General features: G+C 56.3%; 13 protein-coding genes and 1 pseudogene. 4 read left to right on the top strand and 10 right to left on the bottom strand.

The features are described from left to right. Positions 1–165: 165 nt before the first annotated feature. The 8 genes from GRX64_RS11860 to GRX64_RS11825 form a co-directional block, all read right to left on the bottom strand. A complete protein-coding gene (locus GRX64_RS11860) occupies positions 166–1,314 on the bottom strand; it encodes a glycerate kinase (protein ID WP_166267454.1) in 1,149 nt (382 codons plus the stop codon). Positions 1,315–1,350: 36 nt separating this feature from the next. Continuing rightward, the gene (locus tag GRX64_RS11855; RefSeq protein WP_166267452.1) at positions 1,351–2,739 is read right to left on the bottom strand and encodes an FAD-dependent oxidoreductase; all 1,389 of its coding nucleotides are present in this window, start codon (positions 2,737–2,739) and stop codon (positions 1,351–1,353) included. A 135-nt stretch (positions 2,740–2,874) separates the two neighbouring features. Further along, positions 2,875–4,152 (bottom strand): TRAP transporter large permease, encoded by a 1,278-nt coding sequence (locus GRX64_RS11850; protein ID WP_166267450.1) that lies wholly within the window; start codon positions 4,150–4,152, stop codon positions 2,875–2,877. After that, on the bottom strand, positions 4,149–4,706 hold the full coding sequence (locus GRX64_RS11845; RefSeq protein WP_166267448.1) for a TRAP transporter small permease: 558 nt from the start codon (positions 4,704–4,706) through the stop codon (positions 4,149–4,151). Before GRX64_RS11845 ends, GRX64_RS11850 begins: the two co-directional genes overlap by 4 nt. 33 nt (positions 4,707–4,739) lie before the next feature. Next, positions 4,740–5,699, bottom strand: a complete 960-nt coding sequence (locus tag GRX64_RS11840) for a TRAP transporter substrate-binding protein (RefSeq protein ID WP_166267446.1) — start codon at positions 5,697–5,699, stop codon at positions 4,740–4,742. Positions 5,700–5,715: 16 nt separating this feature from the next. Continuing rightward, entirely contained in the window at positions 5,716–6,471 is a 756-nt protein-coding gene (locus tag GRX64_RS11835) for a GntR family transcriptional regulator (RefSeq protein ID WP_166267444.1), read from the bottom strand. A 798-nt stretch (positions 6,472–7,269) separates the two neighbouring features. Further along, on the bottom strand, positions 7,270–7,548 hold the full coding sequence (locus tag GRX64_RS11830) for a hypothetical protein (protein ID WP_166267442.1): 279 nt from the start codon (positions 7,546–7,548) through the stop codon (positions 7,270–7,272). Positions 7,549–8,083: 535 nt separating this feature from the next. Further along, positions 8,084–9,067, bottom strand: a complete 984-nt coding sequence (locus GRX64_RS11825; RefSeq protein WP_166267440.1) for a GlxA family transcriptional regulator — start codon at positions 9,065–9,067, stop codon at positions 8,084–8,086. A gap of 120 nt (positions 9,068–9,187) precedes the next feature. On the opposite strand from GRX64_RS11825, the gene GRX64_RS11820 reads away from it, so the two are divergent. Continuing rightward, on the top strand, positions 9,188–9,907 hold the full coding sequence (locus tag GRX64_RS11820) for an enoyl-CoA hydratase-related protein (RefSeq protein ID WP_166267438.1): 720 nt from the start codon (positions 9,188–9,190) through the stop codon (positions 9,905–9,907). Between the two features lie 393 nt (positions 9,908–10,300). On the opposite strand, the pseudogene GRX64_RS11815 reads toward GRX64_RS11820, so the two are convergent. Then, a pseudogene (locus tag GRX64_RS11815) lies at positions 10,301–10,899 on the bottom strand (tyrosine-type recombinase/integrase). 466 nt (positions 10,900–11,365) lie between these two features. Here GRX64_RS11815 and GRX64_RS11810 point away from each other — a divergent pair. The 3 genes from GRX64_RS11810 to GRX64_RS11800 are packed head-to-tail and all read left to right on the top strand — an operon-like array spanning position 11,366 to position 15,243. Further along, positions 11,366–13,012 (top strand): PEP-utilizing enzyme, encoded by a 1,647-nt coding sequence (locus GRX64_RS11810; RefSeq protein WP_166267436.1) that lies wholly within the window; start codon positions 11,366–11,368, stop codon positions 13,010–13,012. Next, complete coding sequence (locus GRX64_RS11805) at positions 13,009–13,830, top strand: PEP/pyruvate-binding domain-containing protein (protein WP_166267434.1); 822 nt, start codon at positions 13,009–13,011, stop codon at positions 13,828–13,830. The genes GRX64_RS11810 and GRX64_RS11805 overlap by 4 nt, the downstream gene beginning before the upstream one ends. Before the next feature lie 21 nt (positions 13,831–13,851). Next, positions 13,852–15,243: an MFS transporter gene (locus tag GRX64_RS11800; protein WP_166267432.1), complete on the top strand. Its 1,392-nt coding sequence runs from the start codon at positions 13,852–13,854 to the stop codon at positions 15,241–15,243. A 149-nt stretch (positions 15,244–15,392) separates the two neighbouring features. On the opposite strand, the gene GRX64_RS11795 is transcribed toward GRX64_RS11800, so the two are convergent. Further along, a complete protein-coding gene (locus tag GRX64_RS11795; RefSeq protein ID WP_166267430.1) occupies positions 15,393–16,046 on the bottom strand; it encodes a dehydrogenase family protein in 654 nt (217 codons plus the stop codon). Positions 16,047–16,054 lie beyond the last annotated feature (8 nt).

The raw sequence follows: 16,054 nt of genomic DNA, 5'->3' as shown, positions 1-16,054 counted from the left end.
AGTAAATGGACTGATCCATCGTCCTGAAATAACCCTGCACCTATCTGGTCCTGCAAAATGGCGTCACCGGCGACTGCGCATAAGGCCGTTATGGTAAATCCGCTGGCTCTGAATCAGCCAATTTAACGGTCAACGAAAAAGATCATTTTTCCCGCCGCGTTGTTATTACCCTTTCCCTGATAGCCCAGCCAAGCGCCAGACCTCAGCCACCTGCTGGGCGGTGCGGTTCAGGTTGACGTGCGCAGACTCCAAGGCATCTTCCAGTGGCACCGCACCAGGTACGATGCTGAACACGGCCTTCAGCCCCTGTTCACGCAGGGGCTCCAGATTGCCTACAATGGCACCAACCAAGGCAACTACCGGCACATGTTGACGCTGTGCGCGCTGGCTGATGCCCATCAGAGTCTTTCCACGGCCAGTCTGGTCATCAATTCGGCCTTCGCCGGTGAGGACCAGACCGGCGCCATGCAGGTGCCGGTCCATATCAACCGCGTCCAGCACGATATCGATACCGCGGCGCAGGTAGGCGCCAAACACGCCACGAAAGGCTGCCCCAAGCCCGCCAGCTGCGCCGGACCCGGGAAAGGTCAGCACATTGACGCCGGTGGCCTCGCTGAGCAGTTGCCCGTAGTGCAGTAAGTTGGCATCAAGGCGCTCTACCATGTCGGGGTCAGCACCCTTTTGCGGGCCAAAAACAGCCGATGCGCCTTGGTCCCCCACCAGCGGATTATCGACATCGCAGGCGATGTCAAAACGGGCGTAGCCGAGACGGGGGTCGAGGGTGGAGAGATCAATGCAGGCAAGATGGGTCAGACCGCCGCCGCCGGGCTCAATAGCTTGACCTGCGGCATCCAGCAACTGGCCGCCAAGTGCCTGTATCAGGCCAGCGCCGCCGTCATTGGTGGCGCTGCCACCCAGGCCGATTATGAAGTGGGTAATGCCCCGATCCAGCGCCGCAAGAATCAACTCGCCGGTGCCCCGACTGGTGGTGCACCAGGGATTACGCTGGGCTGGCGTCAACAGTTCGAGTCCCGCCGCCGCGGCGGTTTCGATCACACCGGTGCGACCGTCGCCGAGCACGCCCCAGGTAGCCTCAACCGTCGTCCCGAGCGGGCCGGTAACACGCTCCATGTGCAAACTCCCACCGGTAGCGTGAACCAGCGCCCGGGTGGTGCCTTCGCCGCCGTCGGCCACTGGCAGCAGCACAACGTTATCCTCCGGGAAGACGTTGAGCCAGCCGGCAGCGATGACACCCGCTGCGGCTTCGGCGGACAGGCTTTCCTTGAAGGAGTCGGGGGCGATCACGACCTTCATTCTAGTGCCTCCTGCGTACGTCGGGTCGTGAACGTCCTAGACCACATCCTCGGCGAATAACGGCATCTTGATATCGCGCAGGGCCTGCTGGATTTCAGCAACTGGTACTTCACGTACCGTGACTCCCTTTTCGATGGCAATCGCGGCAGCGATACCGGCAGCTTGGCCGGTGGCCATGCATGCAGGCATATTACGGGAGCGGGAGTGGGCGTCGTGGTCCGCCGAGATACAACGGCCGGCTACCAACAATTGCTCCACGTTCAGGGGCACCAGGCAGCGATACGGAATCTCGTAGGGAACCATACCGCGGAAATCCACGTCAGCACCCTTGGGGTCGTGGATATCGAGGGCAGAAGCGTCGGCGCCGATGCTGTCTTCGAAGTGTGTACCACCGAACACATCTTCGCCGGTTAGCACGTATTCGCCCTTGATGTGACGGGTCTCACGCACACCTAGCATTGGGGCGATCTGCATGATCTTGGCGTTCTCGAAACCAGGCACACGTTGGCGCAGGCACTCCGTCACCGCTTCGATCTGTTGGTAGCATTCCACCACCGCCTGGGAGAACTGGAGGGGATCGAACACATTCACGCCCAAGACACGGGTTCCATTGACGTACATGATGCCCGCCGCTGTCTTGAGGGTGATATTGTCACGTTGCAGTACGATACCGGTGTCATCCTGATACTGCTTCAGGGTCTTGTTGAACCCAGTGAGCCACAGGCCGTAGTCCAAGTCTTCCTCGTTCTCGGGAATGGCGCGGGCGGGCACGTCGTCGGTCGTGCGGGCCCAGTCGGCAAGACGCTTGACGTCGACGTTGGACATGGTGAAGTACATGGACGCCGGCTGCATGGTGATGTCCTCGTCACCCGCCCCCATTACGAACGGCACGTTGGCCTGGGCGGCGATATCGCCATCGGCGGAGCAGTCGATTACGGTCTTGGCCGCGATAAATTGGCGGCCGGCCTTGCCCTCGACGATTACCCCGATAACCGCGCCGTCTTCTATGACCGGCTTGGAAACCATGGTTTCGAACAGGATCTGCACGCCCGCGTCCACGCACAGCCTGGTCAGCAGGATCTTCATAATCTCCGGGTCACAGGGCGAAGCGATGGTCACGCCACCGGTCTTGGTGGTAGCCATGTAATCCTTACCGGCGCCATCGACGGTGCGCGCCAGGTTCCAGATTTCCAGCGGCAGGCCACCCAGCAGCGCGCCGGAGGGCTTGGTATTGAGGCCCAGCGTCAGGTTGCCGCCGAGTGAGCCAAAGCGCTCGATCATTACTACTTTCTTGCCGCGCCGACCGGCAGATATAGCAGCGAACGGGCCGGTGGTACCGCCACCGACGACGACCACGTCGGCTTCCATCATGACCTGGGTTTCGCGGGCCGGTTCGGTAATCGTTCTTGGTTGGGATGTTCCCATGGGTTATTCCTCCGTAGATAGACTGTCGCTCATACCAGCAAATATTGCTTGGCACGGGCCTTTGGGTCGCCTAGATACGCCCTGTCATCAGACTGGGCGTGGCGGATTAAATCGAGTAGTACGTTGCGTCATTTGCTACATGTCGAACAGGCGCGGAATGCCAGTCGAAATGATCGGAAACACCGTGATCAGTATCAGTGCGAACAGCGCTGCCAAATAGAAGGGCACCAGCGCGCGGATAATCTGCCCAACCGGTAGCTTACTGACCGCTGCACCAACGAACAGACAGAGCCCGACCGGCGGCGTTACGTGCCCCATGGCCAGGGATACCACCGTGATAATGCCAAAATGCAGCGGGTCGATACCGATGGCCATAGCGGCCGGGTAGAGAATCGGCACGGCGATGATCAGCCCTTCGGTGGGCGCCAGGAACACGCCGAGGAACAGCAGGATCAGCACGTAAAAAAGCAGGAAGACACTGGCGCTGGGGTCGACTGCAACCAGCATTTCCGCCACCTCATAGGGCAGTCGGTCGTAAGCCATCAGCCAGGCAAACACAGCCGCGACTGCAATCAGGAAAGTGACGATGCCGGTAAGCTTGATGGTCTCCAGGAACAGGCTCGGCATGTCTGACCAATGCAGCTCCTTGTAGTAGAAGACCGATACCAGTAAGCCATAGACCACCGCAATCGCCGCCGCCTCCGTGGCAGTGAAGGCACCACTGAGAATGCCGCCGATGATCAGCACGGGCATCATCAGGCCCGGTAGGGTGTCGAGGAAGACCGCCCACTGCTCGCGCCGGGACATGCGCGGTGCCGTGGGGTATTGGTTGCGTACCGAGATGACCCAGCCCATCAGAATGAGGCACAGGCCGAGAAGTAAGCCTGGGAGATAACCGGCAGCAAAGATCTGGGAGATGGACGTCTCCGTAACCCAACAGTAGACGATCATGACGATACTGGGAGGGATTATCGTTCCCAGCGGCGACGAGATTACCGTCACTGCCGTCGCAAAGGCGCGGGGGTAACCCTGCTTCTCCATGGCAGGAATCATGACGCTACCGATGGCCGATGTATCTGCTGTCGCCGAGCCGGAAATGCCGCCAAAGAACATGCTGGCTGTAATATTGGCCGATGACAGTCCACCGCGGGTGCGGCCCACCAAAATGTTGGCTAAGTTGATCATCCGGTCGCCCATCCCACCGTAACTGAGGATATTGCCGGCAAAGATGAACAGGGGTATGGCCACCAGCGCAGAGGCGTCGAAAATCGCCGGTACCATGCGCTGGGCCAGCGCCACCATGGGCAAGTCGACGTAGAGGATACCGGCCAAGGCCGCGAGGCCGAGGGAAAAGGTCACCGGCATGCCCAGCAGCATTGTGATCAAAAAAACTGTGAAGAGGACCATCGTCATTTGGTAGGCACCTCTTTACGGATCAAGGTAAAGGCCACGGGCGCTTCCTTGCCGCCCCATACCCGCAAGATGTGGCGGCATTCATACCAGGTCATGAGCGCGCCGCTGACTGGCAGGGCCGCATAAACGTAACTCAGGTGCAGTCCCAGAGCCGGTGTCGACTGGCCATGGCTGATCAGCATCATTCCGTAACCGGCATACGCCAGCAGGGCACAGAAAGCCACCACCGCGATGCCAGTTAGACTGACTACCACTTTCTGGAAAGGCACCGGCGTTAAGTCCATCAGGAAGTCCACCACGATATGGCCGCGATATTTCACGCCCACGGCCGATCCCAGGAAACACAGCCAAGTGAAGGAAAACCCCACCACTTCCTGGCTCCAGGTCAGCGGGAACGCGAATACATAGCGAATGATGACCTGCACGAAGAGCGTCAGCACCAGCACGCTCAGGCAAAGTGCGCAGAGGCTCTCGACGAACAGTGCTCGGCGTTGCCAGAGCCAAGCGACACGCGACAGCGGGCGCTCACCAGTGGTGTGATTGTCATTGGTCATCACAGGACTCCCCCAGGACGGTATCCCTCGCGCTTATTGCGCGAGGATCTTTTCCACCAGTGTGTAGACTTCGTCGCCGTACTGTTCACGGAAATCCGCATAAACCGGCTCGACGGCCTTCCGCATCGGTTCGATGTCCGGCTCGGTTACTTTGACGTTATGCTCGTCCAGGGTTTCCCGCAGAGCGTCGTCTACTTCCATCAACATCTTGCGTTCGTGATCGGCAGACGCCTGCGCAGCCTCGAGAACCCAGCCCCGCTGCTCGTCATTGAGCTTCTGCCAAGTGCTCTCTGCGATGTGCAGGGGCTGCACGGAATAGACGTAGTTGATCAGGGCAACGTTGGGGGACACCTCGTAGAACTTCTTCGAGACATAGGTATTCACTGCGCCTTCCGCGCCATCGACCATTTTGGTCTGCATGGCGGTGTAGACTTCACCGAACGGCAATGGCGTAGGCAGGGCGCCCAGCGCCTCCCAAGTCTTCACGTAATAGGGATCTGCCATGGTGCGGATCTTCATGCCGCTGAAATCGCCCAGCTCATTAACCGGATCGGTACCGTAGTAACTGCGGGCACCACCGATCCAGTAGGCAATGGGCCGGATGCCCTTGCCGATCAGATCCTGGCCCAGGTCCTTGGTGATCGACTCGTCATCGAGGATGCGGAAGACGTCTTCATAGGATGCGAACAGGAACGGCAGCGAGAACATGGCATAGTCGTCGCTGAAGGTGCTAGTTAACGCCGATGTGACGGTAACTAGGTCGACGGAGCCGATCTGTAGGGATTCCAGCAAGCTGCGCTCGCCACCCATGACACCGTCTGAATAGATGCTGACAGTCATTTCGCCGCCGGAAAGGTCTTTCAGAGTCTCGCTGAATTTCTCAGCACCCTTGTGAAAGACGTGGGATTGGGGCTGGACGTGCGCCAGCTTCAATTCGATTTCCTCGGCCATCAAGGGGCCACTCGCGAGCAGTAACGCGACGGTAGTTGTCAATCCTAAGAGTCGATTATTAGATTTGTTTTTCATCATCTCGTCTTCTCCAAAAGCGGTCTTCCAGTATTTGCTGAGCAGTCTTAAGGTGTTGTTCCAAAAGACTGATCGCACCTTCAACATCCCCTTTCTCAAGAAAGGAAATCAGTTGATCGTGTTCCGCGACACCCTTCTCAGCCCAGCTCTCGTCCTCCAGTGAATACAGACGAAAGCGGGAAATGGAGTCGTGCACGGCTTCAAGGGACTGATCCAGCCGGCTGTTCTTGAGGCCGGAGGTGATCAGCTTGTGAAATTCGGCATTGATGCGTCGCAGGTGGGCGCGGTCATCCTCACGGAGGGCCTCGCGCTGGCATTCCACCGCAGCGCGCAGCTTGGGTATCAGGTCGGGATGGTGGGAGACGATGCGGCGCATGGCCTCCGCTTCGAGGATCAGGCGAACATCGTAAATTTCACGAATGTCTTCGAGCGTTGGCATCGAGACAATCACCTTGCGCCCGGGCAGAACCGAGACCAGACCCTCCTGCTCCAGCGCGCGAATAGCCTCACGCACCGGCGTGCGACTGACTGAGAACTTGGCCGCAATGGCGTTTTCGCTGAGCAGCAGTCCCGGTACCAGAGTACCGTTGACGATGGCGGCCTTCAGGCGCTGCAACACCGCAACCCGAAGCGGGACATAGGCGGAGACATCGTTCAGCTCTGGCATATCCGGCAAAGACTCGCCGTCGGCGGATGCTTTCGGCCTCGCAGCTTGAGCTACCTTGGTGCTCGACCGCATTATGCTTTCCTTACCTTGCAAATTCTTATTCGCCATCTCTGTCTTCACCTATAAATATTCAAGAATACTTGTATACATGTACTCTTGGATTCTTAATAGGTCAACCTTTTTTTAGGGCCAAGCGTGCCGCACGATAGATCAGGATGCTGGAAAGATTGATGAGCTGGCTGTGGATCAAGCGTATTGATCCCATACCTCAAACTCATCAACAGCTACCTGATCTAAAGATTTAAAAAGACCACTCTAACGAAATCATAATCAGCCAATTGGAATTCGAAGACTTTCAAAGTTGGCGAAACTTTCTCGCCCATAATGCCTACCAGAACGAATTCCTGAACCGAACATCTGCCAGTATGTTTTCGCATTACACACTCGTTGATGGCGCATAGGAAAGTGTCCATGTTGTTAATCTGGTAGCAGATATTGGCGAGGAAATAAAAAACTGCACGGCGATTTAGTAGTCAAATAATGCAAACCGCCTTGCGAAAGAAAGTTCAGTCAACTGCGCATAATCTGAGGTTATGGTTAACAGGTTTTGAGTGGGAAGGAGCCAGGCCTCTCCCTGAAGGTCACACCACTAAAAGGCAGGTGTCGCGCTCGCCTGGGCATCCCTGCCGGCGGTGAGCCCTGGTCCTCCTGATCAAATAACTCTCTAGTATTGTCTGTTTTTTGGACGTCCAGTTTAAGCGAATATCACTGCAAAACGATTGAGAGATGTCCTACATCCGAGTTACTGGTATCGAATCAGCCGGCAGAATCCAATTCTGCCGGCCCTATGCCAACCGGTTACCCCTGGTATTACAGGCCGGCGTATTCTTCATACCTCTCCATCGGTGGCAGCGTAGGCCACTTGCCACCTTGAGCCATAATTCGACGAACGGAGTCTTCGGGATTTTCGACATCCCAAGGGCCCCAATAACGCTTGATCTCGGGTACTGACGCCCCGCACTCCGGCCAGTTGAGGTTGAGGCATTGAACAAACCCGTAAGTGTGATTGAGACTGTGGCAGGTAAACACCACGCAACGCGGATCCGCGTTGTCAAAAACCATATCTCGCTCATCATTGTAGACTTTCATGGAACTCCCCTTGTGTCATCATGATTTGATGACAGGGTGGTCACCTGAAAACGAATGCCGAATTTCAGTGGCTCACTGTTTCTGAACCATTGAAAAGCAGCAGGAGCTTGGATAAATAGTCAGAGCTTAACACCGCGGGCCAGTTGGGATGAGTCTGAGCACTGGGAGGTATATTTGAGATTGCCTTTACATTCAAACGATTAACTATCTAATTGACTATAGATAGCTTGGGCGGGCCTAAAGTCAACCTAGGCCCTTCCCCAACATTGTAATCCTGAACAGACAACGGAGTGAATAGTTCGGCCAAGCTGGAAAGCCAGACAGGGTTTCTGTCAAGGGCGATATACTCCTCAGCGTAGCACGTCACACCAAAACTGAATGCGGCGTGCCAAAGGTTGATCGGCGGAGGTCAAAACTGAAGCTACGGTCGCATAGCGGACATACAGGGTGGGCGATCAACGCCGCCAGCATGCGCGGCTTTGTATTGGAGGCGAAGCCGCAACGGAAAAGGCATCACAATGCGGGTTCAAGCCACCTATCTCACCTGGAACCGTTCCCGGTAGGCACCAGGGCTAATGCCAATTCGCTGGCGAAAAAGCCTCGTGAAAGAGCTGGTATCGCTGTATCCGACTTGGCCGGCAATATTTTCTACGCTATCGGAACTGCTCTCAAACAGCGCTCGGGCAGCTTCCAGCCGAAGGTCCTGAAGGTGAGATAACGGCGTTTGATCCATCACGGATCGAAATCGCCGATTTAGTGTCCTTTCAGTGACAGCAAGGGTATGGGACAGTTCTGAAATCCTTACGGTCCTCGACATGTTGCTCTGTAGCCATTGTTGAGCCCGATGCACCAATGCGTCGGAATGGGTCTTTTTGCCAAGTAACGGAAGATAGGGGATCTGATTGGTCTGGCTCACGTCGATCAGCATGGTCTTTGCACACAGTGACGCGACGACTGGCCCGGCGAAGCGCTCAATCACCCGCACAGTTTGAACCAAGTAAGACGCTGAGGCACCGGCACAGATCAGTCGATCCACCTCCGTGAGGACTGGCTGAAGTTGCAGGTTAACGTCGGGAAACTTACCTCTAAATTGTCGTTCCAGCCACCATGTCGTCGTCGCCGAGCGTCCGTCCAGCAGACCTGTTTGAGCCAGTATGAAAGTTCCTGTGCAATTGGCGGCAATCCATGCTCCTGACGACCATTGCGAAGTCAACCATTCACACGCTTCGGCTTGCAAGCCGAGGAAGCTGTCGAACTGACGGTGTCCGCCGTAGTAAATGCTGGGGACGAATACCAGATCATAGTTTTTGCCTAGGTCCAGCTTGTGGGTATGCAAAGACAGACCATTGCTTGCGATTGCGGGGTCACCCGACAGCGACACAAAGTCCCAATCGAATAACGCTGACGCGGGTGCCTTCTCAAGCCGTAGATGCGAATTTGCAACCTTCAGTATGTCGGCAAATCCCGCCACCGTGGATGCGTAACAGTTATCGAGAGTAAGGATAGCAGCGTGAGGCATGATATGTCCGAAATCGCACAAATTGTGTCATTTTTAACACTTTAAGGCGTGGAGGTAAGCCTGTCCAATGGCTAGTGTAAAAGCTACTTAATCAGTCAATGTTTAAGGGAAATATCCACCATGGAAAATATCGAATCCGTTAAATTCAGTGTCGAGGATGGTGTGTTGCACATTTGCATTGATCGACCCGAAAAGCGGAACGCGCTCACGATGCCGATGTTCACGGCTGTCACCGAGGCTCTGAAGGATGCAGACCAGAGAGACGACGTGCTCTGCATCGTGGTAACTGGCAACGGCAATGCATTTTGTGCAGGACATGACTTGAAAGCCTTTGACGAATGGCCGCAGCAACCGCAGGACCCAGTGCCAACATTTTTGCACTCCATTGCTGACGTGAGAAAACCCTTGGTCATTGCGGCGCATGGCTCCGCAGCAGGGATCGGTGTGACATGGTTACTGCACGCCGACTGGGTAGTGACAAGTGCTGAAACGAAATTCAAGCTGCCCTTTATCGACATGGCCATTGCCCCCGAGGCAGCAAGTACTCTTCTGCTCCAGCGTGCGGTAGGGCTTCCGCGTGCCAAACGCTTGATATTCGGTGGAGAAACATTCAGTGGTTCCGATGCGTACCAGTGGGGCCTGGTCGCAGAACTTTCGCCTTCTGATGATGTAAAAGCGCGTGCTTTTGAACGTGCGAAATTCTTCGCTTCGAAAGATCCCGTGATACTGAGACGCATGAAAGACTGGCTGCATCCGAGTAATGAGTACCATCGGCGGATAGACGAAGAGGTGGACGAAATAAACGCGGCTGTCGAGCGCCGGCGGAAGGCCAACGAGTGATGCGTTTTCGGTAGCAGGAAACCTGGGCAACGGGGAGAGCGAAAGTTCGAACGTTTCTATTTCGTTTTCCCGAAGCACTTACTCGTGTCTTAGAGTGCGCGAGGCCAATAAAAGATCGACTGAGTCTAGTGGAACCAGTTTCTACGATCAACTATTGGAATATCCGAGACAGAAGTAATCACCCTGCTTCAGAATTAAATGGACTGAATTCTTGAGTAGGGCATAACCGGACATTACTAAGAATCAGCTGGATTAGAATCTGGGGGCAGGAAAAGGTCCGCTTTTGTTTAAGACATTGGAGGAGTCTGGGAGAACCCGCAATATGATCATCGACTGACTCCGAGGGCCGTTTCGATTCCCAGCGATCCAGGACTAAGGGCCACGTTACACCAATCAGATCTCAATACTCTCAGCTATCTCCAGAGCATCCTCCACCTCGACACTAAGGTATTGCACGGTACTGGACATATTTGTGTGCCCCAATAGCAACTGGACAGCTCGAAGATTTTTGGTCTTCTTGTAGATCAGTGTTGCCTTGCTGCGTCGCATTGAGTGAGTGGCGTAGACGGAAGGATCAAGTCCAATACTGGTTATCCACTTCTTGACGATACGGGCATATTGATGAGTAGTGATGTGGTCAAATTTTCTGATCCGGCTCGGCCATAGATAATCCATACCTGATAGTCCGCGAATTTCGATCCACGCGTCTTCTTGGTTATCTCAAATTGAACAGGCTGACTGGTTTTCTGCTGAATGACTTGCGCCCGATCCAAAACCTCTCCATTTCTGGAAATATCTCGAACCAAGAGCTTTACCATATCGCAATATCGGAGTTTGCAATCAATCGCCATGTTAAACATCGCCAGCTCACGGATGTTCTCTGCAATCTCTGACCGAATGCGGATAGACCATATTTGTTCGAGTTTGCGCGGAAGCTTCTGACCGACGAGCTTTCCCTTGTTCCAGGGAGCTTGGCTGATAGGAAATGTCATGATTTGGCCCTCTTTAGAGGGTGAGGGCCTATAAGTATGGTTCAGAAAGGAGTTTTCCGCTCGCTGGCCTGGTCGCAAAGCGAACATTCGCATTTATAGATCATCGCTTGCAGCGGAGCTGCAGATTCAGGCCAAAGCAGCGAGAACGTAGAGATCAATAACAACCGGAGCTGTGTCCAGGCCGGACATGAGCTGAGCGCCGAAAACCAACAGCGACTACTCTGCACCAGCCATGCCCCAAAAGGTAAAGCCCATGAACAAACATAGGGTAATAACGGGGAGTGTCTGGTGGGCCGGAGTGTGTCCGTCTTTCAAGCAATCATTTTCTTGTTCGAAACCTGGGCTGGGTCTACTGTTGAATTAATGGCGATCAATCGACATCCCTCGGGCAGAAATGCACCGGGCGGTGGTCCTTTTGATAAACAGGGATACGTAAAATCGTAAATTCATGCCAGGACACCAAACCATGAACACAACAACTTCATCCGCCGCATCCGTATTTGAAGCACCTGGCCCAGGATCATGGTCCGTTGACGCGGCCCATTTCCCGCGACCAGTCTCTCGTTTTCAGGCCGAGATCCACCCGCAAGGCATCACCAAGGGTTTTCTGGATTGCGCGCGCCGCTACGGGTTGCTGATCGATACTCTCGACTACCGGTTTGTAAACGGTTTTGCCTACTCCACCGTCGTACCGGCGCCCGAGACGGAAATTCCGGCACGCTTCAGAGCCGCCGAAGATGTGTTCCGCAAAAAAATCTGGAGAGAGGATCTGGAGCGCTGGGACCGCGATGTGAAACCCGCCTCGATCAGAACGCATAAAGAGCTACTTGCCGTGAACCCGCTGGCGTTGTCCGACGATGAGTTGATCGCTTATGTCGAACAATGCCGGGACAACCTGGAACGGATGATTCATCAGCATCACAGTTTCAATTTGGCCGCGATTCTTCCAGTCGGTGATTTCATGGCCCATGTCGGCGCATGGACGGACGCTCCCATCGGCGAGTTTCTGGCCCTGACGCGGGGATCAGCACCGGAATCCGCCGGGACCTTTCCAGAAATGGATCGACTGGCCAAGGAGATACGCAACAGCCCCGATGCCCTTCAAACCCTGACATCCGGAAAGGCGAGTGCGGATATCCTTGCCCAGCTTCGTGATGCCCCGGGACCCCTGGGTGAAGCAACCAGAGATTATCTTGGCGTGGTCGGTGACCGACTGCTTAACAGTCTTGATACCGGCGAGCCCTCGGCTATTGAAGTGCCCGACGCGCTCCTCGCCAGGATCAGGATGGCTGTTGAACAGAGCGCGGCTCAGGCTGGGGCTGTTTCCGAAGCAGACGTGTCCAGATTGCGGGAAAAAATTCCAGCAGAACACCGTGCCGATTTCGATGATCTTCTTGACGAGGTGCGCCTAGTGTCGCGACTGCGTGACGAACGCGGATTTTACAGCGACGTCTGGGCGGGCGGTGTCATGCGCCGTGCGCTGCTTTCCGCCGGTGCGAGGCTTGCCGCAGATGGCCTGATCGAAGAGGCAGCGCATCTTATCGAGGCAAGTTACGACGAGATCCAGGCCCTTCTCGGCCGACAGGGTGGCCCGAGCGGGGCCGAGCTTGCGGCGCGCGCCTCCTATCGCAAAGGGCATCGCGTCGACACTGCGCCTGCAGAACTTGGCGATCCCGCTTCGCCGCCCCCTCCGATGGACGGTTTGCCACCCCACGTGAGACGGGTGATGACCGCCCTGGTGACGGCCATTCAATCCCTTGGGGCCGACGTTCAAAGTCATCGCGACAACGCCGTCGTCAGGGGAATCGGCGCAAGCCCCGGAACCTACAGCGGCATCGCGCGGGTCATCGACGGGCCGGATGACCTGGGCCGTCTGGAACGTGGTGACGTGCTGGTCACGGCAGCGACCACAGATTCCTTCAACATCGTGCTTCCCTTGCTGGGGGCCATTGTCACGAATGCGGGCGGCTTGCTGTCACACGCAGCCATCGTGGGACGCGAATATGGCATTCCCTCCGTTGTCGGGACTCGTAACGCCACGGCGCAGATCGCAGACGGAACCCGCGTAACAGTGGACGGAACGAAAGGCGAAGTCCGGATCGACTCACCGTGAAACCGGGTCCGCTGGCCTCGGCCCGCGATGAATCGGTGTACGGCGGAAAGGCCACGCAACTCGGTGCAGCGCTTCGGGCCGGGCTGCCTGTGCCCGAGGGTTTCGCGCTCGATACCAAGTTCGTCGATGCCATCGCGGCAGGGGACGCCAGTGCGCGGACGGAACTCGCCATATTATGTTCGCAGATGACCGGACCGGTGGCCGTCAGATCGTCGGCCATCGGCGAAGACTCTGTGAGTGCAAGCTTCGCCGGACAACATGCGACGGTTCTCAACCTCATGGGTTTCGAGGCGGTTTCCGAAGCAATTCTGATCGTCTGGGAATCCGCGCGGACGGAGTCTGCCCTGGCGTATCGGGACCGCGTCGGGGCGGACACGGCCATACGCATGGGCGTGGTCATCCAGAACCTTGTTGCCGCCGATGTGGCCGGCGTGCTATTCACCTGCAACCCCGTGACCGGTCAGGACGAACTTGTCGTCGAGGCTTCGTGGGGCCTGGGTGAAGCCGTTGTGCAGGGTCTGGTCATCCCCGACAGCTATCGCATGGATCGCGCAGGGCGTCTGCTTGAAAGCCGCACGGGTTTCAAAGACATCAGCGTGCAGCGTGTGCCCGGAGGTCTGACCCGCACGGAAGCGGTCGCCGCGCATCTTGTCGAACAACTCTGCCTTGATGCGAAAAAACTGGCCGCGCTACAAGGGCTTGTGACGCAGTGCGAGGGTGTTTTCGGTACCGGACCCCATGACATCGAATGGGCATTTGAAGGCGAGACACTCTACCTGCTGCAATTACGCCCGGTGACGAAATCGGCTGCGGCCTGACGATAATATCGGGACGACACTTTGAGCGCCAACAACGCCGCCATCCGAATGAATACCGCGAGTACGGCAGGCCTTCTGATGGCGTCGGCCCAGGCGCCGCTGGGTTCGACATTGATTGCCGTGGCGCTGCCGTCCATCGGCATCGGAATCAGTGCGGATCTCGTTTTGATCACTGGCTTGCTGGTCACCGGTTATCTGGTTGTCAACGTGATCTGCCTGGGGCCGGCGGGAAAGATCAGCGATGTCGTCGGGCATTCGCGCATCCTGTGGACCGGTATTGGCCTTTATTTGATAGGCGCGGCTTTCGGGGTCCTGGCGCAGGGTGTCAGCTTCCTGTTTCTGTCGCGCTGCCTGATGGCGGTAGCCGGTGCCTTGGTGGTTCCGTCAACACTCGCCCTGTTGCGCCTGCATGTGCCCCAAGAGCGACGTGGCCGTATCTTTGGCCTGTTTGGCGCTACGATGGCAATTGCCGCAGCATGCGGGCCCGTCCTGGGTGGCGAGATCGTAAGCCTTTTTGGCTGGCGTGCTGTGTTTATTGCCAATGTGCCCTTTCTGGCCGTCTCGGCGCTTCTGCTGCATTGGTATCCCCTACCTGCAGGAAAACCAGTGGCACAGCGCCCCCTGAGAAAGCTGACAAGATCGCTGGATTTTATGGGCATCGGGCTGCTGGCGCTGTCACTGACGTTGCTGATCGTGGCCAGCAAACTTGAAGGCGCGATGTTCATGGCCGTGGTTCTGGCGGCGGCCAGCGCCGGAGTCGCCTTCGTCAAATGGGAGGCTAAAACCCCGGCACCGGTCTTTGATCCGCATCTGTTTTCCCTGCCCCCCTATGCCGCGGGAACGCTGATAATCGCTCTACAGAACTTTGCGATGTATGGTTTGCTGTTTCAGTTGCCGCAATTCTTTTCCGTATTCCGCGTGACGGAGCCTCGCGACATTGGCTACATGCTCTTCGTCATGATGATCGGCATGGTCGTTGCCGCGCCACTGGGCGGGCAACTGACCGACCGGATCGGCGCACGGAGCGCGGCGCTTCTGGGCAGTGTGTTGCTGCTGACAGGCGTTGGTCTGCTATGGGGCATCGATTCATTTGAGTCCCCGCAGGGCGCAATGCCAGCCCTGCTGATGTCAGGATTGGGCCTTGGCTTGTGCAACGCGCCTGCTCAGTCCGCCTCGATGAGCGCCGTGGAGCCCGGACAGGTTGGAATGGCAGCCGGCGTCAGTTCCACGATGCGTTACCTGGGCGGCATTCTGAGTATACTGGTTCTCGGCGTGGTCCTGGGAGACGATCAAATCGTCAGCGTGGCGCGCCACGACGTCATGATCCGGCTGTTTACCGTTGCCATTGTGCTGTCCGCATTCATGAGCCTATGGCTCTCCGGCGCGCCTGTTGCCGCCGCAAAATCGCCCTGAAGGCGTTATCCGGGCTAGATATCAGCTAAACACCGAAGGCCATCCTGAAGAGGATTTAACCGCGAGTGACGAGACCAAATAAATAGCGCGAAACTGAAAGATACGAATGTTCGCTTTTAAACAAAAGCAAACATTGGCCCGCCCAAGATTCAATGGAGGGCTTGGAACCCTGGGAAGAGCTGGCAAAGTGCCAACGTACGGAAAACTCTCAACAGCGGTGCAATTGAAAAAGGGATGTTTACATTTCGCCTGTCCCTGTCCCTGCTTGGATGGGCGTCGTCATTCACTTCGTTCCGAGTGGCACAGGGAAGCAAAACCTCGGCTTTTGCAACGGCCCAATGCTTATGATCCTGGTGGAACTTCCCGCAGGACGACTGTTCCAGTGATGGCCTGTCGACGTGCTTCAGCCGCTTGAACGCCTCCAGGTCGCCCTCAGTCAGACCGTCACCGAAGACAAGGGAACCGCCTGAATCGGAGAGCGTTATTATCTTCGCGCCCAATTCGATTGCCTTTTCCGCTGCATGCAGAGCAACATTGGCAGAACCGGTGATCATCACCGATCGCCCCTTCAGCGCCTGATCGTGGGCTTCCAAAATATTCGCAAGAAAATAGACCACCCCATACCCCACAGCCCCGACCCGCCCGCAACTACCGCCAAAATTGAAAGAGTTACCGGTAAGCACCCCTTCCCAGCAGTTGGTCGGTTTCATATAGAGGCTGGCCACCAACAGCCCATGACGCGTGGGCGCAGGTTTACGCTTGATAGAAAATGTAAAATAATATCCAATGCGGTTGCGAATCATTATCGTTT

The sequence above is a fragment of the Marinobacter caseinilyticus genome, from assembly GCF_011074955.1.
Classification (GTDB): domain Bacteria; phylum Pseudomonadota; class Gammaproteobacteria; order Pseudomonadales; family Oleiphilaceae; genus Marinobacter; species Marinobacter caseinilyticus.
This window is presented reverse-complemented; position numbering and strand designations above follow the sequence as displayed.

Excerpts from the sequence above, each read along its gene's own strand:
- GRX64_RS11835 (WP_166267444.1), bottom strand. The coding sequence starts at position 6,471 with ATGCGGTCGAGCACCAAGGTAGCTCAAGCTGCGAGGCCGAAAGCATCC.
- GRX64_RS11820 (WP_166267438.1), top strand. The coding sequence starts at position 9,188 with ATGGAAAATATCGAATCCGTTAAATTCAGTGTCGAGGATGGTGTGTTG.
- GRX64_RS11845 (WP_166267448.1), bottom strand. The coding sequence starts at position 4,706 with ATGACCAATGACAATCACACCACTGGTGAGCGCCCGCTGTCGCGTGTC.
- GRX64_RS11795 (WP_166267430.1), bottom strand. The coding sequence starts at position 16,046 with ATGATTCGCAACCGCATTGGATATTATTTTACATTTTCTATCAAGCGT.
- GRX64_RS11830 (WP_166267442.1), bottom strand. The coding sequence starts at position 7,548 with ATGAAAGTCTACAATGATGAGCGAGATATGGTTTTTGACAACGCGGAT.
- GRX64_RS11850 (WP_166267450.1), bottom strand. The coding sequence starts at position 4,152 with ATGACGATGGTCCTCTTCACAGTTTTTTTGATCACAATGCTGCTGGGC.
- GRX64_RS11860 (WP_166267454.1), bottom strand. The coding sequence starts at position 1,314 with ATGAAGGTCGTGATCGCCCCCGACTCCTTCAAGGAAAGCCTGTCCGCC.
- GRX64_RS11825 (WP_166267440.1), bottom strand. The coding sequence starts at position 9,067 with ATGCCTCACGCTGCTATCCTTACTCTCGATAACTGTTACGCATCCACG.
- GRX64_RS11855 (WP_166267452.1), bottom strand. The coding sequence starts at position 2,739 with ATGGGAACATCCCAACCAAGAACGATTACCGAACCGGCCCGCGAAACC.
- GRX64_RS11810 (WP_166267436.1), top strand. The coding sequence starts at position 11,366 with ATGAACACAACAACTTCATCCGCCGCATCCGTATTTGAAGCACCTGGC.